Raw genomic sequence first — 26,965 nt, 5'->3', positions numbered from 1 at the left:
CGAGCGCTACCAGGCCTACATCGCGCAGATGCTCGGGCTGGCGGGCTGGCGGGCTGGCCGAAGCCGGCCGAGAACGCCGCCGCCATCCTCGCGCTGGAGACCAAGATCGCCGAAGCGCACTGGACCCGCGCCGAGAGCCGCAACCGCGACAGGACCTACAACCCCGTCGCCACCGCCGAGCTCGCGACGAAGGCCCCGGGCTTCCCGTGGGCGCGCTTCCTCGCCGAGGCGGGCGTGGAGTCGAGCCCGCGCGTCGTCCTGCGCCAAGACAGCGCATTTCCGAAGATGGCCGCGATCTTCGCCGCCGCCGACCTCGACACGCTGAAGGCCTGGCAGGCCTTCCACACCACCGACCAGGCCGCGCCGCTGCTGTCGAAGGCCTTCGTGGATGCCGAGTTCGAGTTCCGCTCGAAGTTCCTCTCCGGCCAGCCGGAGCAGCGCGAGCGCTGGAAGCGCGGCGTGGCCTTCGCCGAGGCCGCGATGGGCGAGGCCATCGGCCGCGACTACGTGCAGCTCTACTTCAAGCCCGATGCCAAGGCGAAGATGGACGCGCTGGTGGCCAACGTGAAGGCGGCCATGCGCACGCGCCTGAACGCGCTGGAGTGGATGGGCGCCGACACCCGCAAGGAAGCGCTGGCCAAGCTCGAGGGCTTCGGCCTGAAGATCGGCTATCCGGACAAGTGGCGTGACTACAGCGGCCTGAAGATCGTCGCCGGCGACGTGTTCGGCAATGCCGAGCGCGCCGCGAAGTTCGAGTGGGACTACGACCGCGCGCGCATCGGCCAGCCGGTCGACAAGGGCGAGTGGGGCATGACGCCGCAGACGGTCAATGCCTACTACTCGCCCGTGAAGAACGAGATCGTGTTCCCGGCCGCGATCCTGCAGCCGCCGTTCTTCGACCCCGACGCGGACCCGGCCGTGAACTACGGCGCGATCGGCGGCGTGATCGGCCACGAGATCATCCACGGCTTCGACGACCAGGGCCGCAAGAGCGACGGCGCCGGCCTGCTGCGCGACTGGTGGACGGCCGAGGACGCGGCGAAGTTCGAGGCGCAGGCCGCGAAGCTGGGCGCGCAGTACGAGAGCTACGAGTTCCCGCAGCTGCCCGGCATGCGCATCAACGGCCGCGTGGCGATGGGCGAGAACATCGGCGACCTCGGCGGCATCACGATCGCGCTGGAGGCCTACCGGCGTTCGCTGGGCGGCAAGCCCGCGCCGGTGCTCGACGGGTTCACCGGCGAGCAGCGCTTCTTCATGGGCTGGGCGCAGGTCTGGCGCACGCTGTGGCGTGACGACGCGCTCCGCCAGCAGCTGGTCAACGGCACGCACTCGCCGGGACAGATCCGCGCGTTCGCGCCGCTGCGCAACGTCGACGCCTGGTACGAGGCCTTCGGCGTGACCGAGAAGGACCCGCTGTACATCGCGCCGCAGGATCGCGTGCGCATCTGGTGATCGGCGCGGGCTCCGGCCCGCCATGCGACACGACGACGGCGGCCATGTGCCGCCGTCGTCTTCTCGGCGGCGTGCACGGGATAGCGTGAACAGGCCCTAGACTGCGCACCCGTTCCGGCGAGCGCCCGCGATGTCCACGTACCCGTCCTGCCCGGCCTGCGGCTCGGCCCATACCTACGAGGACGGCGCCGTGTTCGTCTGCCCCGACTGCGCACACGAATGGGCGGCGGGCGATGCGGCGGCCGAGGGCGTGGCGGTCGTTCGCGACTGCAACGGCAACGCACTCGCCGAGGGCGACAGCGTCGTCGTCATCAAGGACCTCAAGGTGCGTGGCAGCTCGATCCCGCTCAAGCAGGGCACGCTGATCCGCGGCATCCGCCTCGTCGAGGGCGATGCCGGGCACATCGAGGGCAACTCCGACCGCATCAAGGGCCTGGTGCTGAAGACCTGCTTCCTGCGCAAGGCCTGAGGTCCGGGACGCCGGCGTCGGCGCGCATCCACGGACGATCCTGCGAGGCGTACCAGGCGGCGATGTCCCGCTCCATGGCGGCGGTGAGCTCGTGACCCGCCTCGTGCAGCCGCAGTTCCCGCGCGATGCCGAGCCCGGTGAGCAGGTCGACGGCGCGCGTGGCCCAGTCCACCGGCAGCACCTCGTCATGCCGTCCGTGGACGACGAGCGCATGCAGTTCCGCCGGCATGCCGGCGTGCGGAAGCCGCGGTGCGAGTTCCGGCATGATCCGCCCGCCCGCCATCGCGAAGCCGGCAACCAGCCCGGGTCCCGTCAGCGCGGCCGCCGCCGCCAGCATGCCGCCCTGGCTGAAGCCCGCCAGCACCGTGCGCGCGGGCGGCACGTCGAAGCGCTCCTGGAGCCGTTGCACGAACTCGACCAGCCGCGCGCGGGCCTCCTCGGCCTCGTCTTCCACCACCTGCGGGCCGTCCTCGCTCAGCCCCTCGCGGAACCAGCCGAGGCGATCGCCGCTGATCGTGCGCTGGCCGCGCGGCATGGCCACCAGCGCGTCTTCCGGCAGGCGGTCGCCGAGTGCGGCGAGCTGCGTCTCGTCGCCGCCGACGCCGTGCAGGAGCACCGCCAGCGTGCGCGGCGCTTCGGGGCGCGGCTCGAGCGTCACGAAATCGAAGGCATAGGACTGCCCGCGTACGGGCTCGCCGGGTGTCCGCATCGCGCGTCTCGCATGGGCCGGGCATCCTGTGTAGCGCGCGGCGCGCCTGCAGGGGATCAAGGCGATCGTGCAGACTTGTGCGGTTTCCGCCGCGACGCCCGCCATGAAAGTCACCGAAGTGCGCCATCCCCTCGTCCAGCACAAGCTCGGCCTGATGCGCCGGGCCGGGCTGAGCACCAAGGAGTTCCGCGACCTCGCCTCCGAGGTGGCTACGCTGCTCACCTACGAGGCCACCGCCGACCTGCCCACCGAGGAGCACATCGAGCAGGGCTGGGCGGGCCCCGTGCGCGTGCGGCGCATCAAGGGCCGCAAGGTCACGCTGGTTCCCATCCTGCGCGCCGGCCTGGGCATGCTGCCTGGCGTGCTCGAGCTGGTGCCGGCCGCCAAGGTGAGCGTGGTGGGCCTGCAGCGCGACGAGGAGACGCTGGCGGCGGTGAGCTACTACGAGAAGCTGGTCGGCGGCATGGGCGACCGCATCGCGCTGGTGCTCGATCCCATGCTCGCCACCGGTGGCACGCTGGTGGCGACCGTCGACATGCTCAAGGCCGCCGGCGCGCGGCGCATCAAGGCCCTGTGCCTGGTGGCCGCGCCCGAGGGCCTGCGCGCGCTGGAGGCGGCGCATCCGGACGTGGAGGTCGTGGTGGCATCGGTGGACGAGCGCCTCAACGAGCAGGGCTACATCCTCCCGGGCCTGGGCGATGCGGGCGACCGCATCTTCGGCACGCGCCTGCGCTGAGCCACGGCGCTATCGTTTGAGCCAGTCTCCCCGAAAGGCGCCCCGCCATGCCGCGACCGATTGCCTTCACCGGCCTTGCCGTCCTCCTCGCCGGCGCGATCGCCGCGCATGCCGGCGCCGCCGAGCCGGCCAAGGCGCCTCCCGGCCCCGCCACCTTCGACGAGGCGCTGGCCAGCCGCCTGGGAGCGGACGCGAACGGCATGCGCCGCTACGTGCTCGTGGTGCTCAAGACCGGCCCGCGGCGGATGCCGGACGGCGAGGCGCGCAAGGCGATGTTCGCCGGCCATTTCGCCAACATGGAACGCCTGACCAAGGAGGGCAGGCGGGTGCTGGCCGGGCCGTTCGTCTCCGATCCGGCCGGCTGGCGCGGCCTGTTCGTGCTGGCCGTCGAGGATGTCGAGCAGGCGCGGCGGCTCACGGAGTCCGACCCGGTCATCCGCGAGGGCGAGATGGTGGCCGAGTACCACCCGTGGTACGGCTCCGCCGCCACGATGATGCTCCCGGAGATCCACGAGCGCCTGACGCCCGCACGCTGACCCGGCGCGCACACCGGCGCGTCACGGCGGCGCTGACAGGCTGCGCGCCACCGCGATCCGGGGGCTCCACTTGCTGTCCACCTTACTGCCGGTCATTGCCGGCCTGCTTCTCTTCGCGCTTGCGCTCGTGCTGTTCAGGGTCGGCCGCCGTCCGCATACCGTTCCATCGATCTGGAAACAGGGCAGCCTGCCGGCCCGGATCGGCCTGGTGGCATGGTGGGCGGCATTGCTGCTGGTGCTGACGGGCCTGGTGACGGCGGTGCGCGGCTAGGCCGGCCTCACGCGCGTTGAATAGTTCCTGCGCTACCAATGGAGCATCCCAACCGGCCGTGCCCCATGGAAACCAAGATCCTCGTCGTGGACGACAACGCGCGCGTACGTGAAATGCTGGCGGACCTGCTCGAGCTGGAAGGCCACACGGTGTTCCAGGCCGAGTCGGGCGAGGTCGCGCTGCGCATGATGCAGTCCGGCCTGCGGCCCAACCTGGTCGTTTCCGACCTGATGATGCCGGACGTGGACGGCTGGGGAATGCTGTCGGCCATGGACCAGATGGACGAGCGTCCGCGCGTCATCGTGTTCTCCTCGCTGGGCGACCTGGCCTCCATCGAGCGGCTGCAGGAGCGCTACGGCTGCACGGTGCTCAAGAAGCCCGAGCAGCTGCGCGAGGTGGTCGACGTGGCCGAGAGCCTGCTCACGCGCCCGAACTGAGTGCGGTTCCTCACGGCGCCTTGGATGCCTGCGACGCAAGCTGCGCGGTTCCACAGGTGGACAGGAGGACAGCATGGGCAGCAGCCGAGCCGATGACGCCCGCCGCGATGCCGAGCGCGCGGCCGATCGACAGCGCGCGATCCAGCGGGTGATCGACGAGAAGGATGCCCGGTCCGGCGGCGGCAGTGGCGAGGGCAAGTCGCCCGTGCAGGCCGGCGACCGCGAACAGCCCGAACGCATGCCCAAGCAGCACCTGGAAAAGCCGGGCAACGAGCACGAGCTGGAACTTCAACCCCGCTTCCTCGCGCCCGGCTACGTCGGCAGCGACAAGCTCAGGGACATGGTCGCCATCGTCACCGGCGGCGACTCGGGCATCGGGCGTGCCGTGGCCGTACTGTTCGCGCGCGAGGGCGCCGACGTGGCCGTGATGTACCTCGACGAGCACGAGGACGCCGAGGCCACGCGTCGCCACGTGGAAGCCGAGGGCCGCCGCTGCATCACCATCCCGGGCGACGTGAAGGACCCGGCCTTCTGCGAGCGCGCGGTGCGGCAGGTGGTGGACGAGTTCGGCCGGCTCGACATCCTGGTCAACAACGCCGCCTTCCAGCAGCACACCGATTCGCTGGAGGACGTGAGCGACGCGCTGCTCAAGGAGACGCTGGAAACCAACATCGGCGGCTACTTCCACATGGCGCGCGCGGCGCTGCCGCACATGAAGCGCGGCGCCTGCATCATCAACACCTCGTCCGAGACCGCCCGCTTCGGCAATGCGAAGCTGCTGGCCTACTCGGCGACCAAGGGCGCGATCGACGCGTTCACGATGTCGCTGGCCAGCAACCTGCTCGAGCGCGGCATCCGCGTGAATGCCGTGGCGCCCGGCCCGGTCTGGACGCCGCTCAACCCGGCCGACCGCCCGGCCGAGGAGGTCGCGCATTTCGGCGAGGACAGCGACATGGGGCGGCCCGCGCAGCCCGAGGAGGTCTCGCCGGCCTACGTCTTCCTCGCATCGCCGGTGACGGGCTCCTACGTCAACGGCGCCATCCTGCCGGTGATGGGTGGGCCGCGTGGCTGAACGCGCGTGGCCCGGGCGGTGCCCACGGCCGCGGTCCGCGCGGGTCCCGGAAAGGTGAAGGCCCGGCGGCGCATTGCGCGCCAGTTCCGGGCCTTCTTCGTCAGGGACTCGCTCCGGACCTCAGCCCTTCGCTTGGTTCCCTGGCGGCGCGAACATACCGCCGCGCGCGTTCGCGGGGCGTGACACCGGCCGTCAGCGGATCGGCTCGCCGAGCATGAGCTGGCGCACGAAGCGCACGCGTGGCGCGCCGTGCGAGAGCACCCTGTCGTGGTAGGCCTTCAGGTCGAAGCGCTCGCCCAGCCTGGCCTCCACCGCGCGACGCATGTCGAAGTGCTCGGCACTGCCTACGAAGTAGGTCGGCAGCTGCGCGCTGGTGAGCTGCGCGCGCACCCACTTGCCGGCGGCCTCGCGCTCCTGCTGGAAGGTGTCGTGCATCATCAGGTGCATGGCCTGCTCGCGCGTCCAGCCGTCCACGTGCACGCCCTGGTCGAGGATCGCGTTGGCGATGGTGCGCAGGTAGAACTTCAGCTGCACGAGCCGGAACAGCGGGTCGCCGTCGAGGTAGCCGGCGTCGGCCATCATGTCCTCGGTGTAGACCGCCCAGCCTTCGGCGAACAGCCCCGAACGCAGCACGCCGCGCAGGATCGACGGATGGCGCGCCGAATGCGCGCCCTCCAGGTAATGGCCCGGCATGGCTTCGTGGATGCTGAGCAGGTGGATCATCCGCGAGTTGTATTCGCGCAGGTACGAGTCGGTCTGCGCGTCGGTCCAGTCCTTGGGGATGGGCGAGATGGCGTAGTAGGTGTCGAGCCCCTTGTCGAGCGGGCCGGGCGAGTCGGCATAGGCCACGGCCACGCCCTGCTGGAACTCGGGCATCAGGATGATCCTGACCGGGTCCGGCGGCACGGTGACGAGGTACCTGGCCTTGACGAACGCGGTGGCCTGCTCGAGCGCGGCGCGCGCCTCGTCCACCACGCGGTCGCGGGCAGGGCGGTCGGCATAGGCCAGTTCCAGCGCGGCCTCGATGGCCTTCTGGCGCTGCCCGTCGCTGGGCTTTTCCGGCGTGGCCGGCGCGCCCCTGCGGCCGGCGAGCACCTGCCGCGCGATGCCGTACATCTCGTCGCGCACGCGCGCCAGTTCGGCGCGTGCGCGCTGCCCGATCTCCGCGCGCGAGAGCGAGGACATCAGCGCGAACTGCAGCTTCTGGTCGTAGAGCGCAGCGCCGATGCGCCACTCGCCCTTCGCATTCGGCACCAGCGTGCCGTCCAGCCATTTCTGGTGCTCGGCGACGGCCGTGCGCAGGTTGGCGACCGCGGCGTCGAGGCGCTGGCGGTCGGCGCCCTGGAGCTGGCCGGCATTGGGCAGGATGAACTGCTCGATCAGCTGGAGGATGCCGGCGTGCTGCTTCGCCACCGTCTCGGCATGGATCTTCGGCACGCGCGCGGGGTCGAGGTTCCCGCGCATCTGCGCGAACAGCTGCGGCAGCTTCTCCATGCGCGCGGTCGCCGACTTCAGGCGCTGCGGCATGGGCGCGAACTCGCGCGCCATCAGGTTGTAGATGGCGCCGCCGGCCAGGCCCGTATAGACCTGCGGGTCGCGTGCCCAGCCCTGGAACGTTTCCAGATGCCAGAGGTCCGAGCGCAGCTGGTTGCGCAGGATCAGCGCGTCGACCTGGTTCTCGCGCGACAGCGTCGAGGCGTCGAGGGCCTCGAGTTCCGCGAGCAGGGCGCGGCTGAAGTCGGCCTGGCGCTTGCGGCCGGCCTCGCCGAGGTCGTCGATGCGGTCGTCGAAACGGTGGTCGCCGAGCTGCGTGGCCGCGACCGGGTTCAACTGCATCCAGCCATCGAGCCAGCGCCGGGAAATGTCGGCAAAGCGCGCGTCGGCGCCGGCCTGTGGAGACTGCGCGGATGCGCCCGCCGGGGCGTCGGGCGCGGCCACGGTCTGGCAGCCGGCGAGGGCGAGGGCGAGCAGGGCGGTGGCGGGCATCAGGCGATGCATGGGCGGCTCCCGTGGAAAACGCCGAGCATACGGCGGCGGGCGCGCCACTGCCGGCATGGCGGCGCCGGCATCGCCTTCGCGCGGTCAGGGTGGAACGGACGACGCACGCCTCACCCGCGCGGTGCTATCCCGCCCTGCATGCACATCCCCGGGCGAGGCTTGCGCAATCTGCCACCGGCCACCCCATCCCGGGCGGCAGGCTGAGGCATGCGGCGGTTCGTGCAGGCTTTCGTGCCGGAGGCGCTACCCGCGATGCTCGGGCCGTCTGTCGTGGATGCGCTGGCGGCCGCGCCGGAGCGCTACAACATCGCCGTCCGCAAGCCGGCGGCGGTGATCCTCGACCGCGGCGAGGGGCTGGCGGTGGAGGACTTCGACTGGGGCCTGGTGCCCAGCTGGTCGAAACGTCCCGAAACCAAGTACACGACGGTGACCGCGCGGCTCGAGCGCGCGCCGTCGAGCCGCATCTACCGCCGTGCCTGGGAATCGCGACGCTGCGTGGTGCCGATGACGGGCTACTACAAGTGGGACCGCCAGGCGCGGCCGGCACGCCCCTACTTCATCCAGCCGCGCGACGGCGGCGTGCTGTTCGCCGCGGGGCTCTGGGATCGCTGGCCTGCCGACGCGCCGCAGCTGCACACCTTCACCGTGCTCACCGCCCCGAACGCCGCGATCCCGCCACCGCTGGTGGCCGATGGCCCCGTGTTCCTGCCTGCCGACGAGGTGCGCGCCTGGATCGCCGGGCCGCTGCTGCCCTCGCGCTTCCTCGCACGCATGCGCCAGCCCGGCCTGGAGGCCTATCCGGTCTCGCGCCGTATCCGCAGCCGGGATGTCGACGACTACACGCTGCTGGAGCCCGCCGACCCGCGCGAGGAGGCCGACGTGGCGATGCTGGACGAGGACGGGGCCTTGGACGAGGACGACTAGCGCGCGCGTGCATCGCCCACGGCCGGACGCGACGGGGCTTCGATGCGGCTACCGCGCCTCGCGCCCGAGTTCCATGCCGCCGGCCTGTCGATGCAGGGTGCGGATGCGGGCGCCCAGCTGGGCGAGGTTCGATTCCGAAGCCTCCAGCGCCTCGCGCTCACCGCGCGGCAGCCAGTCGCGCGCCCGTGCATGCAGGCGTGCGCTGGCGTCGCGCCACTGCGCCGCCAGGGCGACCGCGTCGCGCGCGAGCTGCTCGCGCTCGCGCTGCTGGGGAAGGCCATAACCCCCGGGCAGCAGCGCGGCGGGCCGGGTGAGCCGGTCGGCGATGCGCAGCGCTTCCAGTGCATCGCCACGCCCCGCGGGCGCGGCCTGCGCCTTCGCCAGACGTCGGCGCACCGCATCGCGCGCGCGCAGCTCGGCGCGCCGCAGGGCCGCGCCTTCGAGCACCAGCAGCGCCGCGGCCGCGCGCAGGTCGGCCTGCGCGATCCAGGGCGCGCGGTGCCGTGGTGGCATGTCGAGCCAAGCCTGCACGTCGCGTGCGGGCAGCGGCAGCGAGGCGCGCGCGGCCTCGAACATCGCCTGGTACTGGGTCGCCTGCGATTCGAAGTAGTGGCCGCGTGCCAGGGCCGAGCCGCGGTCGGCCAGCACCGAGGCATCGGCGACACCTGCGCGCTCCAGGCGCGCCACGAGGCCGGTGGGCGTCAGGCTGGCCAGACGCAGCGCGCCCAGCCGCGGCACGCCGTCGCGCAGCAGCCGCCAGGTTTCGGTGGCGCAGTTGTCGGTGACGAAGCGGTAGCGCCCGTCGTGGCTCCAGTGCACCTGCGCGGCCTGCTCGAGCAGGCCTTCGACCTCGTCCTTCGATAGCCGCAGCGGCACCGAGCGCAGTCCGCGCAGCTCCACCTTCGTGTACTCGTCGACCACCTGCGAGAGCGGCAGCACGAACAGCCGCGAGGGATACGAGCCCACCAGGCCGCGCCAGCCCGAGACCTGCACGTCGTCGACGAACGCGCGGAAGGACAGCACCCGATGATGCGTGAGGTCGAGGCGGCAGTCCGGCCCCGGCGCGCGGCCCGGCGCGCACACCACCAGGCGCAGCATGACGTGGCCCCAGCGGCTCATCACCGCCGCGGCCGGCTCGGCCAGCAGCACGTCCACGCCGGCGACGCGCGAGGCGTCGATCCCGACCAGCGGGGAGGCCTCGGCGGGCGCACTGTCGGCCTGCACGAACACCTGGCCCGGCGCGCAGTTGCGCGCTGGCGCCGTGGCCCCGAGGCGCGCTGCGAGATGGCGCGCGAGCGCCGGGCGGCGGCAGGCGTATTCGGGATCGAGCACGAAGTGCTCGAGGTTCACCGCGACGAACTCGCGCGGGTTCGTGGCCTCGTAGGGATCCGGCGAGCGGTCGCGGTACGTCGTGCGCGCCTTGCGGCCCACCAGGGCACTCCGCTGCCAACCGCCGAGGTCCAGCAGGCGCGAGTCGCGCGAGAAGCCACCGGCGGGGCTGCGGTCGAGCACATGGGCGAGCTCGTGCACCAGCGCCGCCGCGGCGGGATGGGGCGTGCCGTTGGAGGGCGTGGCGTCGAGCAGTGCCCGCCGCAGCAGCACCCGGCCGGGCAGCGTGCGGCCGTGCACGCCCGGCGGCAGGTCGTCGCGCCAGTGCAGCTCGATGCGCGGGCCCAGCGCCTCGTGCCATCGCGTGGGGAGCCGGGCGAGGACCTCGGACACGAGCGCATACGCGGCAGCGCGTTGCGGCTGCGTCAGCGTGCCTTCGTGATGGACGTCGACCGCATGTGCGCAGCGGGGCGCGAGCGCCAGCGCGAACGCCACTGCGGCGGTCGGCAGCAGCCGCACGGCCGGCGCGTGCCGTCAGCGCGCGAGGATGGCGCGCGCCAGTTCCATGTCGGACGCCTCGCGCGCTTGCGCGTGGCCCTCGCGCAGCGTGCGCAGGGCGGCCTCCAGGCGCGCGCCGCGCACGCGGCCCTGGCTGGCGACGAAGGCCGCGGCGTCGTCGCGGGCCTCGCGGACGATCTTGTCGTCGCCCGAGGTACTGCCGGAGGTGTTGGAGGCGCCGTTGGCCGTGGTGCCCCCCGTGGTGCCGGCGAAGCTGCTGCCGTGGGCGGGCGTGACCGAGGCGGCGGCGAAGGCGAGGGTGAGGAGCAGGGCGGTGCGCAGCATCGAGATCTCGCGTGGGCCAGGCGGGGCCGCCAAGGTTACCGGCAGCGCGCGCCGCGTCCGCTGAACCGGGGCCTCAATGGCGGCCTGCGGCATCCGGTGTGCCGTCGCGGGGGTCGAGCACGGCGAACTCGGGCAGTTCCGCGTCGTGCACGTGGCGCAGCGCCTCCAGCACCGGCGCGTCGAGCTTCTGCAGGTCGAGCACCACCTTGCCGTCGTGCACGTCGCGCACGGCGCTCATCGGCAGCACGAAGTCGCCCGCGTTCTGGATGTTGACGACCATCTCCGACCCGCGCACTTCGCGCACGCCGCCCACGCCCATCTCGCCGTCGGCCACGAAAACCATGTGGCCGGGCTGCACCTGCTCGCGCATGACGCTTCCTCGACGACGTTCCAGCATCCGATCATCGACGCCGGCCGTCCCGGCGGGGTGAAAGGCGGCCGCGAGCCGGCCGGGTAGCGCGGCGCCGCCCGACTCACGCGCCTGGCGCGCCGCCGAGGCCATCATGCATGCGGTCCAGGCGGTCCCTTCCCGATGCCATCCCACGTTCGACGCTCCCTCATCGCGCGCGCGGCGCGCCATCCCTCCGCCCTCCTGCTGGCGGCGCAGCTGCTGAGCCTGCTGCTGTATCCGCTGGTCGACGGCACGCCGTCCGGGCGCGTGCTGCTCGGTGCGGTGGCCGTGGTGGTCGTGCCGCTGGCGGTGTGGGTGGTCAGCCGGAGCGCGGCGGCCAACTGGATCGCCTGGACGCTGGCGACGCCGGCCATCCTGCTCTCGGCCGTATCCATCGCCAGCGACCGCCCGGAGCTGGTCGCGTGGGCCGCGCTGCTGGAGGCCGCGCTGTACTTCTATGCAGCCGGCAGCCTGATCGCCTACATGCTGGCCGATCACCGCGTCACCCGGGACGAGCTGTTCGCCACCGGCGCCACCTTCACCCTGCTGGCCTGGGGCTTTGCCTACGCGTACTTCGTCTGCCAGGCCTGGTACCCGGGCAGCTTTGCCGGCGCGGTCGAGCCGGAGCGGGCGCGAAGCTGGCTGGAGCTGCTGTTCCTGAGCTTCTCGACGCTCTCGGGCGTGGGCAATGGCGACATCCTGCCGCTGTCGGCCCCCGCGCGGGTGCTGGTCATGCTCGAACAGGCCGCGGGCATCGGCTACGTGGCGATCGTGGTTTCCCGCCTGATCGGCCTTTCGGTGACGCGCGGGGCACGGCCGGGCCGGTCTCCATGAATGGCCGGCATCCGGCGCTGCGGACGCCGTCCCAGTCCCGCGCGCGCGTCTGCGGTGCGGCAGGCGGGGGCGGATAACCTCGCCTCGATGCGCGTCGCCGTGTCGGCTGCGCACCGCGGCGAGGAGCCCCCCTGAATCCGTCCACCATCCGCGAGATCGACTCGGCCTTCCGCGGCGCCCTGCGCCTGCGGCTGGGCCTGCTCGGCATCGTGGTGCTGTCGGGCTTCGGGCTGCTGCGCTTCGCGGCGGGGCAGGACGCCATCGGCGCGATCGACCTGGGCTGGGCCCTGGCCTTCGTCGCAGCGCTCGCCTGGCGGCGGGTCCGCGGCGATTCGACCGCCGTTGGCATGTTCATGGCCGCGGTGAGCATGGCCTGCTCGCTGGCGCGCATCCACCTGCTGGGCGCCTCGGGCATCCCCTGGCTGTTCCCGATCATCCTCGGCACCTTCGCGGTGACCGCGCCGCGGCCGGCCTCGGTAATCGCCGGTACGGGCGTGGCCTACGCGTCGATCCTGCTGTTCGCCGGCGCCGACCGGGAAACGGCGGCTTCGGCGTCGATCTCGCTGGTGCTCACCTTCATGGTCGCCCGGGTGACCACGACCCATGTCGAATCGCTGCGCCTGCGCCTCGAAGGGCTTGCCAGCCGCGATCCGCTCACCGGCGCGGGCAACCGGCGGGGCCTCGACGAAGCGCTGCTTCCCCTGCTGGCGGCCGATGCCGGCGAGTCGGCGGTCGCGTTGATGGACCTGGACCACTTCAAGGTCGTCAACGACCGCCACGGCCATGCGACGGGAGACCGCGTGCTGGTGGAGTTCGCGGCGCTGGTGCGCCGGCTGACGCGTCCACAGGACCGCCTCTTCCGTTACGGCGGCGAGGAATTCGTGCTGGTCATGCCGGCCACCAGCGAGCAGGAGGCGCGCGATGTGGCCGAACGGCTCGGCCGCGCCGTGCGCGAAACGATCCGGGTGCGGCATTCGCCGGTGACCGTGTCCATCGGCGTGGCGCTCGCGCGCAGCGGCGAGGCGGTGGCCACGCTGCTGGGGCGTGCGGACGAGGCGCTCTACGCGGCCAAGAGCGGCGGGCGCGACCGTGTGGTGATGGCCTGAGCGCGCATCAGCCCCAGAGCGGCGCGGCCCGGGCGATGCAGCGCCGGTAGCGCGCGTCCACGCGGGTGGCGAACCACTCGGTGGTGAGGCGCCGGCTGATCTTCGGGCTCTGCAGGCGGATGTGCGGGACATGCGCGCGCTCCAGCGCCCTGCCGCCGATGCGCTCGGCCATGGCATAGACGCGCTCGTACAGGTCCGTCCGCTCGAAACGCTGGCTGTCGGCCCGTTCCAGTGCGCGGCGGATCGCGCCATGGCTCATGTCGATCTGCGTGGAGATCGCGCGCGCGGCTGCCTCGGTGGCCCCGACGGCATCGCTGCCGTGCACGATCAGGTCGCCGTCGAGGTCGAGCGGAATCCCCGACGCGATCGACAGGGCGCGCTGGAAGGCCGCGTTGCGGCTGGCGTACCAGCCGGCATTGAAGTCGGCGAAGCGGTAGAGCATGCGCTCGTAGGACGCCGGGTAGCCCAGCAGGTGGGCGATGCCGAAGTACATGCCGCCCCGGCGGGTGAAGACCTCGCGCCGGATCGAGCCGTCGGGCACGTAGGGATAGGGCCGGTCGCGCGCGTGCGCCTCGGCGAAGGCGATGCTGACCTGCATGGGGCCGCCGGTGCGGACGGGGTTGGAGTCGCCCAGCAGGCGTCGTCCCAGCGGCACGGAATCGACCAGCTCCTCGAACATCTCGCTGAGCTCGCGCTCGGTGCGCGCCGAGGCCAGGCGCTGCTCCCAGGTGCGTCCGTCCGGCGAATCGAGCTTGAGCGCGCCGCGCACCACCAGGCTCGGCACGCCTACGCGCGCGGCGCGCTTTTCGATCTCGGCGACCGCGATGCGGCCGAGGCCGGGCACGGGCGGGTCCGGGTTGAAGGTCGATTCCTGTTCGGTGACCGCGAGCACCGCGCAGATGTTCTCCTTCGAGGGCTCGATCTCCAGCGCGGCGAAGGCGGCGTAGATGTCGGTGGCCCAGCCGGCGCGGTCCGGAATGGCCACGGGCAGCAGGCGGACGATGCGCGCACGCACCGTGGCCGGATCCGGCGGGGGCGGGCGGTCGTCGCGGCAGGCCGCCAGCGCGAGGACCATGAGGACGGCTGCGACGACGGGGCGCAGGGAACGAAGGGCAGGCATCATGCGCGCCAAGATAACCGGCGGATGCACCATGGCGCGCAGGCTGCGCGCACGCGCGACCGGGCCGTTACGCGGGGACCTCCGGAGCGGGCGGCAGCGGGCGACGCCCGCGCCGGGCCGGCGTGGCTTCGATCATCGCGACGATGCTGTGCGCGAGCTCCTTTTCGGCCATCACCGTCGCGTCGGCCCCGTGTGCGATCAGGTGGGCCGCGCCTTCATCGCTGTGCGTGCGCGCGATGATCGTGATCGCGGGCGCCTCGGCCCGCAGGCTGTCGACCACGGCCCCGGCCTCGAGCGTCATCGGCAACGCGACGATCGCGAAGCCGGCGGCGGCCGCGCGCGCCTCCTGCAGTGTCCTCGCGTCGGCGCCATTTCCCATCACGGCGAAGTGGCCGTCGCGCCGCGCCTCGTCGATCCGGTGCGCGTCGGCGTCCACCACCACCGTGGTCATGGTCGCGCCGAGCAACCGGGCGAGTTCGCGCCCCACGCGCCCGTAGCCCACGACCAGCACGTGCCCCGACGTGCCGTCGGGGACAGGCGCCAGGGCGTCCGCGGCGGCGCGCGCGCGGCGTTCGTGCCTTGCCTTGCGGCGGTCCAGGAGGGTGAACAGGAACGGGTTGACCACGATCGAGACGATCGCGCCGGCGAGGATGAGGTCCTGGCCTTCCCGTGGCAGGACGCCAAGCTGCAGCCCGAGCGTGGCCAGGATGAAGGAGAACTCGCCGATCTGCGCAAGGCTCGCGGCGATGAGCAGCGCGGTGCTGGTGTCGCGGCCGAAGGCCCGGACGATGGCGAAAGCGGCGATCGACTTGCCGAGAATGATGATCAGCGCCGTCAGGAGCACCTCGCCGGGCCGCTCGAGCAGGATCGCCGGATCCAGCAGCATGCCCACGGAGACGAAGAAGAGAACGGCGAAGGCATCGCGCAGCGGGAGCGTTTCGTTGGCGGCCTCGTGGCTGAATTCCGATTCGTTGAGCACCACGCCCGCGAAGAAGGCGCCCAGGGCGAAGGAGACGCCGAACAGGCTGGCGGAGCCGAACGCCACGCCGAGCGCGATGGCGAGGACGCACAGCGTGAACAGCTCGCGATTGCCCGTGCGCACGACACGCGCGAGTAGCCAGGGAATCACGCGCCGTCCGACCACGAGCATGAACGCGACGAATCCTCCGACCTTGGCGCAGGTGAGCGCCAGCGCCTGCCAGAGCGGCATGCGCGCATGGTCGGTTGCGTCGCCCGCCAGGACCGGCAGCAGTACCAGCGCCAGCACCATCGCGATGTCCTCGACGATGAGCCAGCCGACGGCGATCTGCCCCCGGGTGGTGTCGACGAGGTGGCGTTCCTCCAGCGCGCGCAGCAGCACCACGGTGCTCGCGACCGAGAGCGCCAGGCCGAACACGACGCCGGCCACGTGGGACCAGCCCAGCCATCGGGCCAGCGCCCAGCCCATCGCGGTCGCCACGGCGATCTGGACCGCTGCACCCGGCACCGCGATGCGCCGGACCTTCATCAGGTCGGCCAGGGAGAAGTGCAGCCCCACGCCGAACATCAGCAGGATCACGCCGATCTCGGCAAGCTGCGGCGCGAGTTCGGCATCGCCCACGAATCCGGGCGTGAACGGGCCGATGGCGACGCCGGCCAGCAGGTAGCCCAGCAGCGGTGGCAGCCGCAGGCGCTGCGCGAGTGCGCCGAACACGAAGGCCAGCACGATGCCGCCGACGAGCAGGGTAATGAGCGAGGTGTGGTGCACGCAGGGACCTCCGGAAGGCAGCGGCCGGCGCTGGCGAGCCGCGTTGCGATTATGGAGGCGCCGCCGCGCGCGCCAGTGGGCCGCAGCGTTGCGTTGCCGCGGCAGCGACGCAGGTGGCGCGGCGCCTGGCGCACGGCCCGCCGCGGGGAACGTGAGTCATCGCCACGTGCAGGCGCGCGGTAGCGCCGGTGCGGTCGCGTCGCCATGCACCGCGGCCGTGCAGGCGTCCTGGTGGCGCATCGGGTGGCTGCCCATGCATCGGCAGCGCATCGGCAAGGCGGCGATGGACACAGCCCCACGCGAACGGCGACCCGCGCTGTCCGTACGCGGCGCAGCCGGCCGACACGCGGTTCAGATGGCCGCCGCTAAGCTGGCCGCGCGATACGGAGGGCATCCCATGGCGACCGGATGGGCTGGAGACGGGGCGGTACAGGACCAGATCGACGCCACCGTCGACGATGCGATCAGGCGTGCACGCGCGCGCCTGCCGAGCGGGCCGGGGCGCTCGCGCTGCGAGGAATGCGATGCGCCGATTCCCGAGGCACGGCGCCGCGCGGTGCCGGGCGTGCGCCTGTGCGTGGCCTGCCAGGAGCTGCGCGACGCTGAGGAGGCCGCGTTCACCGGCTACAACCGCCGCGGCAGCAAGGACAGCCAGCTGCGCTGATGCACGCCTCCGCGCTCAGATCAGCGGCCCGCCGTTGATGAGCGTGTCGAGGCGATCCAGCAGCGGCGACTGGCTTTCGAGGATCTTCGCGCGCGCCTGGTCGAGGTCGAACCAGGCGGCGCGGTCGACCTCCGGGAACTGGCTGAAGCGCCCGCTTCGCGGCGGCCATTCCATGCGGAAGGAGTTGCTGTAGAGGCGGTCGGGGTCGAAGTCGCCTTCCATCGCGAAGGCCTCGACCCATTTGCCGCCCTTCTGCCGCAACCGGCCGAGCGGCTGCAACGCGCCCGAAGCCGGCGCGCCGAGTTCCTCCTCGAATTCGCGCCGCGCGGCCTGCTCGGGCGTCTCACCGCCTTCGATGCGGCCCTTGGGGATGCACCATGCGCCGGCATCGCGGGAATGCCAGAACGGACCGCCCGGATGCGCGAGGAGCACGCGCAATCCGTCCGGGTCCCGTCGATAGAGCAGGATGCCCGCGCTCTGTTCGGCCATGGCCATCCACGCTGCGAAATCGGCGGAACGATGCCGCAGCGGGCGCGCATCGCCCGTGAAATCAGGCGCTGTGGACGTCGCTCCCGCCGCGATCGCGGGCGAGCTCCGCGCGCTCGGCTTCGAGGTAGGCGAGGTAGTCGTCCAGCGACTTGCCGGCGGCCGCGCCTTCCTCCGTCGCGCGTGCGCGCAGTGTCTCGGAGGTGTCCACGCGCACGGCGTGGCCCGCGCCCGACAGCAGGGTGGCGGTGTGCCGGAGCATGGCGATGGCCAGGCCCGCGCTCTCGGTGGCGGCGACCACGCGGCCCTGGAGCACCACCACCCATTCCTCGTCGCGCAGCGCGATGCCCACCATCACGCGGTCGGTGGCGTCGAGCAGGTGCGCATGGGCGGGCATGGAGCGGGCGGCGCCGTCGCCGGCGGACGTGCGCGCGGGCTTCTTCGGATGGCGGCGGGACTTGGAAACGGGCATGGGGACGATTCCGGTTCGGGTTCAGTCGGCCACGCGCGGGCGGTGCGCGAGCCAGCGGTCGAGCGCGGCCGCGAAGGCCTGGCGGTCGCGGGCATGCAGCGCCGGCGGGCCGCCGGTCTGCACGCCGGCACCGCGAAGCTCGTCCATGAAGTCACGGATGGACAGGCGCTCGCGGATGCTGTCGCGCGTATAGCGCTCGCCACGCGGATGCAGCGCGTCGGCGCCACGCTCGATCGCCAGCGCCGCGAGCGGGATGTCCTGCGTGACCACGAGGTCGCCCGCGGCGAGCCGCTCGACGATGGCCTGGTCGGCGACGTCGAAGCCGCCCGGTACCTGCAGCGAACGCAGCCACTTCGAGGCGGGGAGGCGTATCCACTGGTTGGCGACGAACGTGGTGTGGATGCGTGCGCGCTCGGCCGCGCGGACGAGGATGTCGCGGATCACGCCGGGGCAGGCATCGGCGTCGATCCAGATGCGCGGTGCGTGGACCTCGCTCCCGCTCACAGCCTGCGCACCCGGAACCGGCGGCCCTTGATGCGCCCGGCCTGCAGCCGCTCGAGCGCCCTGGTCGCCAGGCCTGCGCGCACCGCGACGTAGGTGCGGGTGGGAAAGATGTCGATCCTGCCAATGGCCTCGCCGGGCAGGCCGGCCTCGCCGGTGAGCGCGCCGAGCACGTCGCCGGGGCGCAGCTTGTCCGACCGGCCGGCGTCGATGCGCAGGGTGGCCATCGCCGCGCGCGGGGCCAGGCCGGGGCGCAGCTGCACCTCCGGCGCACGCCTGGCCGCGGGCAGGGTGCCGAGCCGTTCCTCCAGCGCCCGCAGGCGGCCGGCCTCGCGCGAGGACACCAGCGTGGCCGCGCGCCCGGCCCGGCCCGCGCGGCCCGTGCGTCCCACGCGATGGATATAGGTGTCGGCATCGGACGGCACGTCGTAGTTGACCACCAGCGCGACGTCCTCCACGTCGAGCCCGCGCGCGGCGACGTCGCTGGCCACCAGCACCGTGCAGCTGCGGTTGGCGAAGCGCACCAGCACCTCCTCGCGGTCGCGCTGTTCCATGTCGCCATGCAGCGCCAGCGCGGAGAAACCCAGGTGCGCGAGCGAGCCGGCGACCTCGTCCACGTCGCGGCGCATGTTGCAGAAGACCACGGCGCTGCCTTCGCCCTGTTCCAGCAGCAGCCCGGCCAGGGCGGCGAGCTTGCGCTCGGGTTCGGCGGCGATGAAGCGCTGCTCGATGTCGGGAGCCTGCGCCGCGTCGTCGACGCGGATCTCCACCGGCTCGGACATGGCCGCGCGGGCCATCTCGCGGATGGGCTCGGGGTAGGTGGCGGAGAACAGCAGCGTGCGCCGCTGTCGCGGCGTCGCGGCGAGGATGGCGCGGAGCGGTTCCTCGAAGCCCATGTCGAGCATGCGGTCGGCTTCGTCGAGCACGACCGTGGACGCGCCGGAGAGATCCAGCGCGCCCTTCTCGACGAGTTCCAGAACCCGCCCCGGCGTGCCGACCACGACATGGGGCGGGTGCACCAGCGAGGCCAGGTGCGGCGCCAGCGGCACGCCGCCGGTGAGCGTGAGCAGTTTGACGTTCGGCAGGCCGGTGGCCAGCCGGCGCAGCGTGCGCGCGACCTGCTCGGCCAGCTCGCGCGTGGGGCACAGCACCAGCGCCTGCACGCCGCTGCGCGAACTGTCCAGGGCGTGCAGCAGGGCCAAGCCGAAGGCGACCGTCTTGCCGCTGCCCGTGGGCGCCTGCACCAGCGCGTCGCGGCCCTCGAGCATGGGCGGCAGCGCGCGTGCCTGCACGGGCGTCATGCGCACGTGGCCGGCGGCATCGAGGCCCTGGAACAGCGCGGGCGCGAGGGGAAGATCGGTGAATTCGACGGCGTCGGTCATGCGCCATTCTACGCGGCGCCACCACGGCGCCCGCCGGTGGCGATCAGCCGTCGAGGCTGTTGCCGTGGTCGCGGGAGGACCGGTTGGCGTCGTCGATGCCGGCCGACGCGCGCTCGCCCCCGCTGGTGCCCGCCATCTGGCCCCGGTTCATCGGCGAGTCGGCGCCCGCCGAAAGATCGCTGCCCGGCGAGTAGTTGTTGAGGCCGGTGGTCCCGCTGCCGATGCGGCTCACGCCCTGCGGCGTCGACGTGCCCGGGCCGCCGGCGAACGTGGCGTCGCCGCCTTCCGCGCCGTTTCGTGCGTCGCGCTCGCGGGCACGCTCCTTGAGCGCCTGGCCTTCGGGGCCGGCCTCGATGCCGGTGTCCAGGCTGCCGATAAGCCCGGCGCCGGTATGGCCGGAGGTCTCGCGGCCGGGATGCGGATGCGGGTTGGTGCTCATCGGGGCGTCCTCATGGGAATCGCCCCGATGCTGGCGCGGCGCCGGTGAGCATGCGGTCGATGCGCGGGCGCGGCGTTCAGTGTCCGCGCGGCGCCTGCCGTTCCATGTCCAGCCGCTGGAGGATGCTGCCGTGAACGCCCGCGCCGATCATGACGGGGCGGTGGAGGTTGCCGGCTTCGATCGGCGCATCCGGGGCCTCCTCCATCTGCAGCAGCTGCGTCAACGCTCCCGTCATGCCGTGGGTGACGGTCTGCGAGAGGCGCTCGGCGATCACCGCGGCGGTGGCCGACATGCCCACCGTGACCTCGTCCTGCGGCGCCTCGACCACGCCCACGATCGCCTCGACCACTTCCTCCGCGTCGGTGATCGGGAACGGCTGCAGCGTGTGTCCGGTGTAGTTGGCCGCATGGTCGAAGAAGGGCGTGTCCGCCGCCATCGGCAGCACGGCGCAGACGCGTATCTCGGGCTGGTCCTGCGCGGCCAGTTCCTGTCGCAGCGCATCGCACAGGCCGATGACGCCGTACTTGGTCGCGCAGTAGGACGCGTAGTAGGGCGCCGGCGTGCGCCCCAGCATGGACGCGATGTTGACGAGCGTGCCCGACCCGCGCTCGCGGAAGTGGCGAAGTGCAACGTGGCTTCCGGCCACGGCGCCGCCCAGGTTGGTCTGCACCACCCGCATGTGGTCCTCGAGCGGTATCGCGTCGAAGGGGCCCAGGGCGGCGACGCCCGCGTTGTTGATCCATACGTCGAAGCGGTTGAACTTCGCGATCGCGGCACGCGCGATCTTCTCCACGGCGTTGGGGTCGCCGACGTCGGCGGTCACCGCGATGGCGTTGCCGCATTCGGCGGCCAGCGAGTCGAGCAGGTGCCCGCGGCGCGCGGCGAGCACGAGGTTGTAGCCCAGTTGCGAAAGGCGCAGCGCCACGCCGCGGCCGAAGCCGCTGGATGCGCCGGTGATGACGACGGTACGGGCGAGCATGGAGGCTCCTGGCGGATCGGTCGCCGTCATCCTGGGCGACGGCGCGTGGGCGCGGCGTGGCGGCGCTCAGTGGGGACGGCGCGTGGGCGCGTCCTGGTCGTCGCGCGTCCACCAGGAACCCACGCCGGTGCCGCCAGCGAACGGATCGGGCACGCCGGTGGCGCGGAGCGCATGCGCTGCGCGGGGCATGTCGCCGGCCCGCGCGCGCCTGTCGGCCGGCACGCCGGCGGCGCGACCGGACAGCCGCTCGAACTCCAGCACGTCGTGCGAGCAGAAGACTTCCACTTCGCCGGCATGGGTGCGTCGCAACTCGCGCAGGCGCTCCTGGTTGCGCAGGCGCAGCGGGCGGTCCTTCTCCATCATCCACTGGTAGAAGCGCAGGCCCGGCGTGCAGTGGGGGCGGAGCGGATCCATCTCGGCGTGGTGGAAGTACGCGTCGCCGGCCAGCAGGCGCCAACGCCCTTCGGCGCGGATCGCCACGCCGGCATGGCCGTGGGTGTGCCCGCCCAGGGGCACGAGCAGGATGTCCGCCTCCATGCCCTCCAGCCCACGTACGCAGTCGAAGCCCATCCAGCGCTCGCCCGACGCGCCGGCATAGGTGTGCCAGCGGCCTCGCGAGGACCACTGCTGGGGACGGAAGCGCTGGCGGTCGAGCCAGGTCTTCTGCAGCTCGGCATGCTCGCGCTCGCGGGCGAGCAGGTGCACCCGGGCGCGCGGGAAGTCGTCCAGGCCGCCCGCGTGGTCGAAGTCCAGGTGGGTGAGGACGATGTCGGTGACGTCGTCGGCCGAAAAGCCCATGCGCTCGATCTGGCGCACCGCGGTCATCTCCTCGCGGAACTCGGGGCTGACCAGGCCGAGGAAGAACGGGCTGAGGCGACCGCGGGGATCGCGCACGTCCTGCAGGCCCAGGCCCGTATCGATGAGCACGAGGCCGCGTCGCGTCTCGATCAGCAGGCAGTGGCAGGCCAGTCGGCCGCGCTCGAGGATCGACGGCGTGAAGCCGTCCATCAGCCGCCCGCCGAGCGGGCAGGTCGAAATGCAGTTCAGGTGGTGGATCCGCATGGCTCCTCCCTAGTCCGGCGAGTCATGCCAGTGCAGGGGTCGTGGCGCAGTGACAGCGGCGGTCAGGCCAGCGCCTTCGGCAGCACGTCCAGGCAGTCGGCCTCGAGCTTGAGCGAGGCGATCGCGTCCGCCCGCGTCACGCCGCGGGTCAGGATGGCGACCGGGAGCCCGGCCTCGTGCGCCATCCGCGCGAAGCGGAAGCCGGAGTAGACGACCAGCGAGGAGCCGACGACGAGCAGGCCGTCGCTGGCCGCGAGAGCCTCCTGCGCACGCTCGACCCGCTCGCGCGGAACCGTCTCGCCGAAGAAGACGACATCGGGCTTGAGCATGCCGCCGCAGGCGGGGCAGGGCGGAACGCGGAAGGCGTCGAAGTCCGCGTCGGTGAGGTCGGCGTCGCCATCGGGGCCGGCGATGGCGTCGAGCCCGCGCCAGGCCGGGTTGTCGCGCCACATCCTTTCCTGCACGGCATCGCGGGGCAGGCGATGCGCGCAGTCGAGGCAGCGCACCGCGTCGAGGCGGCCGTGCAGGTCCAGCACGCGCCGGCTGCCGGCTTTCTGGTGCAGCGCGTCGACGTTCTGGGTGAGCAGGATCGAGAGCATGCCGCCGGTGTGCTCCCAGGTGGCCAGGGCCTCGTGGGCCGCGTTGGGACGCGCGCAGCGGAATCGCGGCCAGCCGACGAAGGCGCGGGCCCAGTAGCGCGCGCGGGCGGCCGGATCCTTCACGAAGACCTGGTAGGTCACGGGTGCCGGACGCTTCCACGCGCCCGTGGCGTCGCGGTAATCGGGAATGCCGGAGCCCGTGCTGATGCCCGCACCGGTGAGCACGAAGACGCGCCGCCGCCGCGCCAGCCACTCGCGCAGGGAGTCCGCGGCGTTGGCGGGGCGGGTGCAGGGCATGGGGACGTGATGCATGGCGTATCGAGCCTAGCCTGCGACGCGCCGCGGCCGGAAGGCGCGGCACAGCGCCCGCGCCGGAGCTGAAGCCGGCAAGCCCGTGTCGCGTGGAGGTCGCGAGCCGCCGGTGCGCCGGCGACGGCCAAAGCCCGTGCGCCACGCCGGGGCCCGCGCCGGTAGGCCTCAGTCGTAGCGCATCCGCCGCGACATTCCGCCGTCGACCACGAACTCGGCCCCCGTCGTGAAACCCGCGGCGGGCGACAGCAGATGCACCGCGAGCGCGCCGATGTCCTCGGGCGTGCCGACGCGGCCTGCCGGATGCTGGGCCGCGTCCTTGCGCGAGAGGGTCGGACGGCGACGCGAGGCGGGCTTGCGCCATGCGTCCGTGGGCACCCATCCGGGGCTGATGCAGTTGACGCGCACGTCGGGCCCGAGGCTCACCGCGAGCGCATGCGTCAGCGCCACCACGCCGCCCTTGACCGCGGCATAGGCCTCGGTACCGGGCTCGGACTGGTGGGCGCGCGTGGACGCGATGTTGACGATGGCGCCGCGGGCTTCGCGCAGCGCGGCTGCGGCCTGCCGCGTGCAGAGAAAGACGCTGGTCAGGCCGGTGGCGAGGTGCCGGTTCCATTCGGCCAGCGCCAGCGTCTCCACCGGCCCCGTTCCCGGATCGGCGATGGCCGCGTTGTTCACGAGGCCGTCGATGCGTCCGTAGGCCTTCAATGCCGAGTCGACGAAACGCCGGACCGAGGCCTCCTTCGCCACGTCGGTGCGCACGAACATCGCGGCGGCGCCGGCGTCCCAGTCGTCGAGGCAGGCGTGGCCGGCATCCTCGTCGCTGTCGCCCACCACCACCGCGCCGCCGGCCCGGAGCACCGCCTGGGCGATGCCACGGCCGATTCCCTGCGCGCCGCCGGTGACGAGCACCACGCGTCCGGCGAGCGGTTGCGCCGGATGCGGCTCGACCGGCGGAACCAGCGCCATCGCCCGCGTCTTTTGCGGTCAGGCGCCGCGCTGGTCGGCCAGGCGGCCCAGGTCGGTTTCGAGCACGCGCTGCAGCTTCTTCGCCGCGCCCGTGATCGCCGCCGCCAGCGTGGCGGCATCGTCGGAGGCGGCCAGCGGCGGGCGGCCTTCCACTTTCGCCTCCAGGAGGCAGTGCTTGTCGTTGTCGCCCTTCTTGTCGGCGTTGCGGTCGTGCAGGTGTACTTCGACGCGGGTCACCTGGCGGTTGAATCGCGTGAGCACGCCATCGAGCGTCTGGTGCACGTGCCGGACGACGGATTCGTCGGTCTGCAGGTGGTTGTCGGTATTGATCTCGATGTGCATTGAACCTCCTCGATTGAAACCTTCTGCACGACCTTAGCCACCGGCGCGTGCAGGCGCGGGCAACGCGGCGGCCGTCGCGCGCCTTGCATCGACTTGGCGCAGCACTTCCTCCGTGAGCGGTGTCCACGTGCTCCAGGCATGCTTGCCCGGCGCGACGTGCACCTGGCCCTCCGGCAGCACGGGCTCGAGCAGCGGCATGCTGTCGCGCAGGTAGTCGCCATCGCCGTAGGCCAGCCAGACCTCCCGGGTGCGCTCGGGCTCGCGCGACCAGGTCTTGAGATGGCGCCAGAGCTCTCGCTGCCAGACGTCGTCGGGGCCGAGGCCGACGCCGGGCTCCCAGCCCGCCACGCCGCCCGCCGCACGGATCTCCTCGTGGATGCGGCGTTCGGCCAGGTACGGCGCGAGCAGCACCATGCCGTCGACCTGGCCGGGGTAGTCGCGGTCGTACAGGATCGCGCCCATGCCGCCCAGCGATGCGCCGACCAGCCAGATCTCGGTGTACGCGCGCCGCCGCGCCGGCAGCAGCACCTCCTCGTGCAGGCGGCGCGTGGCGCTGCGGTCGAGGTAGTAGGGCATCGACAGCTCGGCGAACAGCACGTCGGCATCGGGCCAGACGCGCTGGATCGCCTCGCCCACGCCACTGCGGCGCATGGATTCCAGGCGGTCACGGCGGCCGGGCAGCACGACCACCAGCCGGTGCGAGCCCTGGTCGGAGGGCAGCAGCGCCGTCGGCACGGGGCCGTCCGACCTGCCGCGTGGCACGCAGGCGAGGGCGGCGCTTGCGGCCAGCAGCAGCAGGGACCAGCGGATCAGGCGCATGCGAACGTCCGGTGGGAGCGTCCTGCGAGTCTTGGCGGCGCGCCGTGACCGGCCCGTGCACGTGCAGCGGGCGGGCGCGGGCACGGCCCGGCGAAAACGGAAAGGGCCGCGCGTGCGGCCCTTTCCCCGACCACTAGCCCTTGCGCGTGGCGATCCAGCGGTCGATCTTGCGCTCGAGGACCGACAGGGGCACGGCGCCGTCCCTCAGCACCTCGGCGTGGAACTCACGGATGTCGAACTTCGGCCCGAGTTCGCGCTCGGCGCGCGCGCGCAGCTCCTTGATCTTGAGCTCGCCGATCTTGTACGCGAGCGCCTGGCCCGGCCATGCGATGTAGCGCTCGGCCTCGGCGGTCGCCTGCGTTTCGCTCTCCGCGGAGTTGTCGAGCATGTACTTGATCACCTGCTCGCGGCTCCAGCCCTTGCTGTGCAGGCCGGTGTCCACGACCAGGCGGATCGCGCGCCACAGCTCGTTCTGGAGGTAGCCGAAGTAGTTGTACGGGTCGGTGTAGACCCCGAGGTCCTTGCCCAGCGACTCCGCGTACAGGCCCCAACCTTCCGCGAACGCCGTCTCGCCGCCGAAGCGGCGGAACTTCGGCAGGCCGGTGAGCTCCTGCTGCAGCGCGATCTGGAAATGGTGGCCGGGGATCGCCTCGTGCAGGTAGAGGTCTTCGGCGTCCCAGCTCTTGCGGCTGGGCAGGTCGTAGGTATTGACGTAGAAGATGCCCGGGCGCGAACCGTCCTCGCTGGGCGACATGTACGAGCCGCCGGCGGCCGACTTGGCGCGGAAGGGCTCGACCGGCCGGATCTCGAAGGGCGACTTCGGAATCAGCGAGAAGAGCTGCGGCACGCGCTCGTTGATCTTCGCCTCCAGCCCGCGGTAGTGCTTGAGCAGGTCTTCCTCGGTGGCGTACTCGAAGCGCTTGTCGGTGCGCATGAACTGGAAGAAGTCCTGCAGCGAACCCTTGAAGCCGGTCTCCGCCATGATCTTCCTGATCTCGCCGTGGATGCGCGCGACCTCGCTCAGCCCGATCTCGTGGATCTGCGCCGGGGTGAGGTCGGTGGTGGTGCTGTTCTTCGCGTTGAACGCGTACCAGGCCTGGCCGTCGGGCAGCTTGTCCAGGCCATAGGTCTCGCGCGTGGCCGGCAGGTATTCGTCGTTGATGAAGGCGCGCAGCTTGCGGTAGGACGGCATGATCTGCTTCTCGATCATGTCGCGGTAGGCCGCGGTCAGGCGCGTGCGGTCGGCGTCGGAGAACTCCTTCGGCATGTTTGCCACCGGGCCCCAGAACATCGTCTTCTCCGCCGAGTCCCGGATCAGCGCGTCGAGCTGCGGCACCACCTTCACCATCAGCGCGCGCGGCTGCACCACGCCGGCCTTCATGCCCTCGCGCATGTTGGCGATGGAGGTGTCGATGAGCACCGGCAGCCTGTTGCCGCGCGCCAGCCAGTTCTCGTAGTCCTTGATCGTCTTGAAGGGCTGCGCGCCGGTGCCCGAGCCCATCTGCACGGCGAACATGGGGATGCTGCCCATCTGGTTGACCGGCATCATCCAGCCCGGGAAGCGCTCGCCTTCGAGCGAGTTCTTCGCGTCGCGCACGAAGATCTCGTAGCTGAGCAGGTCCTGGCCGGACAGCCCGTCCGGGCCGACGGACTCGATCGTCTTCAGCCAGCGCTCGGTGAACGCGCGGGCCTCGTCGCGGAACTGCTTGCTGCCGAAGTCGGGCAGCTGGTCGTTGTAGCGCGGGTCGCCCTGGAAGGTGGCCTGCAGCGGGTTGAGCTTGAGCGACTCCTCCCAGTACTGCTCGTAGAGCGCGTTCAGGCGCTGGGCCTTGGACTCCTGCGTCGCCGCGGCCGCCTGGCCTTGTGCGAACGCGGGGGTGGCAGCCACGCCCAGGGTGAGGGCGACGGCAAGGACGAGCGGACGCAGGGACATGGCGAACTCCGTGTCGGGATGTCGCCCAAGCATCG

Annotated in this window: 30 protein-coding genes; 11 read left to right on the top strand and 19 right to left on the bottom strand. The window is 72.2% G+C overall.

All coding sequences use genetic code 11. The annotated features are described in order from the left end of the window. Positions 1–45 precede the first annotated feature (45 nt). A complete protein-coding gene (locus EYQ95_RS26980) occupies positions 46–1,452 on the top strand; it encodes a M13 family metallopeptidase (RefSeq protein WP_256432823.1) in 1,407 nt (468 codons plus the stop codon). Positions 1,453–1,582: 130 nt separating this feature from the next. Beyond that, entirely contained in the window at positions 1,583–1,921 is a 339-nt protein-coding gene (locus EYQ95_RS12940) for a zinc ribbon domain-containing protein YjdM (protein ID WP_132327627.1), read from the top strand. Here EYQ95_RS12940 and EYQ95_RS12935 read toward each other — a convergent pair. Continuing rightward, entirely contained in the window at positions 1,878–2,735 is an 858-nt protein-coding gene (locus EYQ95_RS12935) for an alpha/beta hydrolase (RefSeq protein WP_132327626.1), read from the bottom strand. The two genes, EYQ95_RS12940 and EYQ95_RS12935, sit on opposite strands and share 44 nt — an antisense overlap. Between EYQ95_RS12935 and upp the strand changes: the two genes are divergently transcribed. The 5 genes from upp to EYQ95_RS12910 all read left to right on the top strand — a co-directional run bounded on the left by upp (position 2,734) and on the right by EYQ95_RS12910 (position 5,682). Continuing rightward, positions 2,734–3,366, top strand: coding sequence for a uracil phosphoribosyltransferase (gene upp, locus EYQ95_RS12930; protein ID WP_132327625.1), 633 nt, complete (start codon positions 2,734–2,736; stop codon positions 3,364–3,366). The two genes, EYQ95_RS12935 and upp, sit on opposite strands and share 2 nt — an antisense overlap. A 47-nt stretch (positions 3,367–3,413) precedes the next feature. Continuing rightward, entirely contained in the window at positions 3,414–3,902 is a 489-nt protein-coding gene (locus EYQ95_RS12925; protein ID WP_132327624.1) for a YciI family protein, read from the top strand. Between the two features lie 70 nt (positions 3,903–3,972). Beyond that, on the top strand, positions 3,973–4,173 hold the full coding sequence (locus tag EYQ95_RS12920) for a hypothetical protein (protein WP_132327623.1): 201 nt from the start codon (positions 3,973–3,975) through the stop codon (positions 4,171–4,173). Between the two features lie 65 nt (positions 4,174–4,238). Further along, a complete protein-coding gene (locus EYQ95_RS12915) occupies positions 4,239–4,610 on the top strand; it encodes a response regulator transcription factor (RefSeq protein WP_165924724.1) in 372 nt (123 codons plus the stop codon). 73 nt (positions 4,611–4,683) lie between these two features. Next, the gene (locus EYQ95_RS12910; RefSeq protein WP_132327621.1) at positions 4,684–5,682 is read left to right on the top strand and encodes an SDR family oxidoreductase; all 999 of its coding nucleotides are present in this window, start codon (positions 4,684–4,686) and stop codon (positions 5,680–5,682) included. 192 nt (positions 5,683–5,874) lie between these two features. Here the strand turns inward: EYQ95_RS12910 and EYQ95_RS12905 are convergent, their stop codons facing one another. Next, a complete protein-coding gene (locus EYQ95_RS12905) occupies positions 5,875–7,680 on the bottom strand; it encodes a DUF885 domain-containing protein (protein WP_132327620.1) in 1,806 nt (601 codons plus the stop codon). Positions 7,681–7,887: 207 nt separating this feature from the next. Here EYQ95_RS12905 and EYQ95_RS12900 point away from each other — a divergent pair, with 207 nt between their 5' ends. Continuing rightward, entirely contained in the window at positions 7,888–8,604 is a 717-nt protein-coding gene (locus EYQ95_RS12900; RefSeq protein WP_132327619.1) for an SOS response-associated peptidase, read from the top strand. Positions 8,605–8,652: 48 nt separating this feature from the next. Here EYQ95_RS12900 and EYQ95_RS12895 read toward each other — a convergent pair whose 3' ends face one another. From EYQ95_RS12895 to EYQ95_RS12885, 3 genes are all read right to left on the bottom strand, one after another. Then, positions 8,653–10,452, bottom strand: coding sequence for a DUF4105 domain-containing protein (locus tag EYQ95_RS12895; RefSeq protein WP_243699915.1), 1,800 nt, complete (start codon positions 10,450–10,452; stop codon positions 8,653–8,655). 15 nt (positions 10,453–10,467) lie between these two features. After that, positions 10,468–10,761, bottom strand: a complete 294-nt coding sequence (locus tag EYQ95_RS12890; RefSeq protein ID WP_370451247.1) for a DUF2388 domain-containing protein — start codon at positions 10,759–10,761, stop codon at positions 10,468–10,470. A gap of 88 nt (positions 10,762–10,849) precedes the next feature. Further along, positions 10,850–11,146 (bottom strand): hypothetical protein, encoded by a 297-nt coding sequence (locus EYQ95_RS12885; protein ID WP_132327668.1) that lies wholly within the window; start codon positions 11,144–11,146, stop codon positions 10,850–10,852. Between the two features lie 162 nt (positions 11,147–11,308). Between EYQ95_RS12885 and EYQ95_RS12880 the strand changes: the two genes are divergently transcribed. Together EYQ95_RS12880 and EYQ95_RS12875 are read left to right on the top strand one after the other, a co-directional pair. Continuing rightward, entirely contained in the window at positions 11,309–12,001 is a 693-nt protein-coding gene (locus tag EYQ95_RS12880) for an ion channel (RefSeq protein ID WP_132327617.1), read from the top strand. 212 nt (positions 12,002–12,213) lie between these two features. After that, entirely contained in the window at positions 12,214–13,107 is an 894-nt protein-coding gene (locus EYQ95_RS12875; RefSeq protein ID WP_165924723.1) for a GGDEF domain-containing protein, read from the top strand. A gap of 7 nt (positions 13,108–13,114) precedes the next feature. On the opposite strand, the gene EYQ95_RS12870 is transcribed toward EYQ95_RS12875, so the two are convergent. Next, entirely contained in the window at positions 13,115–14,227 is a 1,113-nt protein-coding gene (locus EYQ95_RS12870; RefSeq protein ID WP_132327667.1) for a DUF1615 domain-containing protein, read from the bottom strand. Positions 14,228–14,294: 67 nt separating this feature from the next. Further along, positions 14,295–15,974 (bottom strand): YbaL family putative K(+) efflux transporter, encoded by a 1,680-nt coding sequence (ybaL, locus tag EYQ95_RS12865; RefSeq protein WP_132327615.1) that lies wholly within the window; start codon positions 15,972–15,974, stop codon positions 14,295–14,297. A 397-nt stretch (positions 15,975–16,371) separates the two neighbouring features. On the opposite strand from ybaL, the gene EYQ95_RS12860 reads away from it, so the two are divergent. After that, entirely contained in the window at positions 16,372–16,638 is a 267-nt protein-coding gene (locus EYQ95_RS12860) for a DksA/TraR family C4-type zinc finger protein (protein WP_132327614.1), read from the top strand. 15 nt (positions 16,639–16,653) lie between these two features. Here EYQ95_RS12860 and EYQ95_RS12855 read toward each other — a convergent pair whose 3' ends face one another. From EYQ95_RS12855 to EYQ95_RS12800, 12 genes are all read right to left on the bottom strand, one after another. Then, positions 16,654–17,127 carry an NUDIX domain-containing protein gene (locus tag EYQ95_RS12855; protein WP_132327613.1) on the bottom strand — a complete coding sequence of 158 codons (474 nt, stop codon included), beginning with the start codon at positions 17,125–17,127 and terminating at the stop codon, positions 16,654–16,656. 61 nt (positions 17,128–17,188) lie between these two features. Next, on the bottom strand, positions 17,189–17,596 hold the full coding sequence (locus EYQ95_RS12850) for a hypothetical protein (RefSeq protein WP_132327612.1): 408 nt from the start codon (positions 17,594–17,596) through the stop codon (positions 17,189–17,191). 21 nt (positions 17,597–17,617) lie between these two features. Then, complete coding sequence (locus tag EYQ95_RS12845; RefSeq protein WP_243699914.1) at positions 17,618–18,100, bottom strand: YaiI/YqxD family protein; 483 nt, start codon at positions 18,098–18,100, stop codon at positions 17,618–17,620. Further along, the gene (gene dbpA, locus EYQ95_RS12840; RefSeq protein WP_132327611.1) at positions 18,097–19,479 is read right to left on the bottom strand and encodes an ATP-dependent RNA helicase DbpA; all 1,383 of its coding nucleotides are present in this window, start codon (positions 19,477–19,479) and stop codon (positions 18,097–18,099) included. The genes EYQ95_RS12845 and dbpA overlap by 4 nt, the downstream gene beginning before the upstream one ends. A 43-nt stretch (positions 19,480–19,522) precedes the next feature. After that, positions 19,523–19,918: a hypothetical protein gene (locus tag EYQ95_RS12835; protein ID WP_132327610.1), complete on the bottom strand. Its 396-nt coding sequence runs from the start codon at positions 19,916–19,918 to the stop codon at positions 19,523–19,525. A 76-nt stretch (positions 19,919–19,994) separates the two neighbouring features. Continuing rightward, the gene (locus tag EYQ95_RS12830) at positions 19,995–20,897 is read right to left on the bottom strand and encodes an SDR family NAD(P)-dependent oxidoreductase (protein WP_207916410.1); all 903 of its coding nucleotides are present in this window, start codon (positions 20,895–20,897) and stop codon (positions 19,995–19,997) included. A gap of 66 nt (positions 20,898–20,963) precedes the next feature. Next, positions 20,964–21,959, bottom strand: coding sequence for an MBL fold metallo-hydrolase (locus EYQ95_RS12825; RefSeq protein ID WP_132327608.1), 996 nt, complete (start codon positions 21,957–21,959; stop codon positions 20,964–20,966). 62 nt (positions 21,960–22,021) lie between these two features. Then, a complete protein-coding gene (locus EYQ95_RS12820) occupies positions 22,022–22,870 on the bottom strand; it encodes an NAD-dependent protein deacetylase (RefSeq protein ID WP_165924722.1) in 849 nt (282 codons plus the stop codon). Positions 22,871–23,035: 165 nt separating this feature from the next. Beyond that, entirely contained in the window at positions 23,036–23,836 is an 801-nt protein-coding gene (locus EYQ95_RS12815; protein WP_132327607.1) for a glucose 1-dehydrogenase, read from the bottom strand. A gap of 18 nt (positions 23,837–23,854) precedes the next feature. After that, complete coding sequence (locus EYQ95_RS12810; RefSeq protein ID WP_132327606.1) at positions 23,855–24,178, bottom strand: HPF/RaiA family ribosome-associated protein; 324 nt, start codon at positions 24,176–24,178, stop codon at positions 23,855–23,857. A gap of 33 nt (positions 24,179–24,211) precedes the next feature. Further along, the gene (locus EYQ95_RS12805; RefSeq protein ID WP_132327605.1) at positions 24,212–24,997 is read right to left on the bottom strand and encodes an alpha/beta hydrolase-fold protein; all 786 of its coding nucleotides are present in this window, start codon (positions 24,995–24,997) and stop codon (positions 24,212–24,214) included. A gap of 133 nt (positions 24,998–25,130) precedes the next feature. After that, a complete protein-coding gene (locus EYQ95_RS12800) occupies positions 25,131–26,930 on the bottom strand; it encodes a DUF885 family protein (RefSeq protein WP_243699913.1) in 1,800 nt (599 codons plus the stop codon). Positions 26,931–26,965 lie beyond the last annotated feature (35 nt).

Source organism: Lysobacter sp. N42 (assembly GCF_004344885.1).
This window is presented reverse-complemented; position numbering and strand designations above follow the sequence as displayed.

Bases quoted from the DNA above. Each gene is read 5' to 3' on its own strand.
- EYQ95_RS12940 (WP_132327627.1), top strand. From the start codon at position 1,583: ATGTCCACGTACCCGTCCTGCCCGGCCTGCGGCTCGGCCCATACCTAC.
- upp (WP_132327625.1), top strand. From the start codon at position 2,734: ATGAAAGTCACCGAAGTGCGCCATCCCCTCGTCCAGCACAAGCTCGGC.
- EYQ95_RS12935 (WP_132327626.1), bottom strand. From the start codon at position 2,735: ATGGCGGGCGTCGCGGCGGAAACCGCACAAGTCTGCACGATCGCCTTG.
- EYQ95_RS12925 (WP_132327624.1), top strand. From the start codon at position 3,414: ATGCCGCGACCGATTGCCTTCACCGGCCTTGCCGTCCTCCTCGCCGGC.
- EYQ95_RS12915 (WP_165924724.1), top strand. From the start codon at position 4,239: ATGGAAACCAAGATCCTCGTCGTGGACGACAACGCGCGCGTACGTGAA.
- EYQ95_RS12910 (WP_132327621.1), top strand. From the start codon at position 4,684: ATGGGCAGCAGCCGAGCCGATGACGCCCGCCGCGATGCCGAGCGCGCG.
- EYQ95_RS12905 (WP_132327620.1), bottom strand. From the start codon at position 7,680: ATGCATCGCCTGATGCCCGCCACCGCCCTGCTCGCCCTCGCCCTCGCC.
- EYQ95_RS12900 (WP_132327619.1), top strand. From the start codon at position 7,888: ATGCGGCGGTTCGTGCAGGCTTTCGTGCCGGAGGCGCTACCCGCGATG.
- EYQ95_RS12885 (WP_132327668.1), bottom strand. From the start codon at position 11,146: ATGCGCGAGCAGGTGCAGCCCGGCCACATGGTTTTCGTGGCCGACGGC.
- EYQ95_RS12880 (WP_132327617.1), top strand. From the start codon at position 11,309: ATGCCATCCCACGTTCGACGCTCCCTCATCGCGCGCGCGGCGCGCCAT.
- EYQ95_RS12870 (WP_132327667.1), bottom strand. From the start codon at position 14,227: ATGCCTGCCCTTCGTTCCCTGCGCCCCGTCGTCGCAGCCGTCCTCATG.
- EYQ95_RS12860 (WP_132327614.1), top strand. From the start codon at position 16,372: ATGGCGACCGGATGGGCTGGAGACGGGGCGGTACAGGACCAGATCGAC.
- EYQ95_RS12855 (WP_132327613.1), bottom strand. From the start codon at position 17,127: ATGGCCGAACAGAGCGCGGGCATCCTGCTCTATCGACGGGACCCGGAC.
- EYQ95_RS12850 (WP_132327612.1), bottom strand. From the start codon at position 17,596: ATGCCCGTTTCCAAGTCCCGCCGCCATCCGAAGAAGCCCGCGCGCACG.
- dbpA (WP_132327611.1), bottom strand. From the start codon at position 19,479: ATGACCGACGCCGTCGAATTCACCGATCTTCCCCTCGCGCCCGCGCTG.
- EYQ95_RS12835 (WP_132327610.1), bottom strand. From the start codon at position 19,918: ATGAGCACCAACCCGCATCCGCATCCCGGCCGCGAGACCTCCGGCCAT.
- EYQ95_RS12830 (WP_207916410.1), bottom strand. From the start codon at position 20,897: ATGCTCGCCCGTACCGTCGTCATCACCGGCGCATCCAGCGGCTTCGGC.
- EYQ95_RS12825 (WP_132327608.1), bottom strand. From the start codon at position 21,959: ATGCGGATCCACCACCTGAACTGCATTTCGACCTGCCCGCTCGGCGGG.
- EYQ95_RS12820 (WP_165924722.1), bottom strand. From the start codon at position 22,870: ATGCATCACGTCCCCATGCCCTGCACCCGCCCCGCCAACGCCGCGGAC.
- EYQ95_RS12815 (WP_132327607.1), bottom strand. From the start codon at position 23,836: ATGGCGCTGGTTCCGCCGGTCGAGCCGCATCCGGCGCAACCGCTCGCC.
- EYQ95_RS12810 (WP_132327606.1), bottom strand. From the start codon at position 24,178: ATGCACATCGAGATCAATACCGACAACCACCTGCAGACCGACGAATCC.
- EYQ95_RS12805 (WP_132327605.1), bottom strand. From the start codon at position 24,997: ATGCGCCTGATCCGCTGGTCCCTGCTGCTGCTGGCCGCAAGCGCCGCC.
- EYQ95_RS12800 (WP_243699913.1), bottom strand. From the start codon at position 26,930: ATGTCCCTGCGTCCGCTCGTCCTTGCCGTCGCCCTCACCCTGGGCGTG.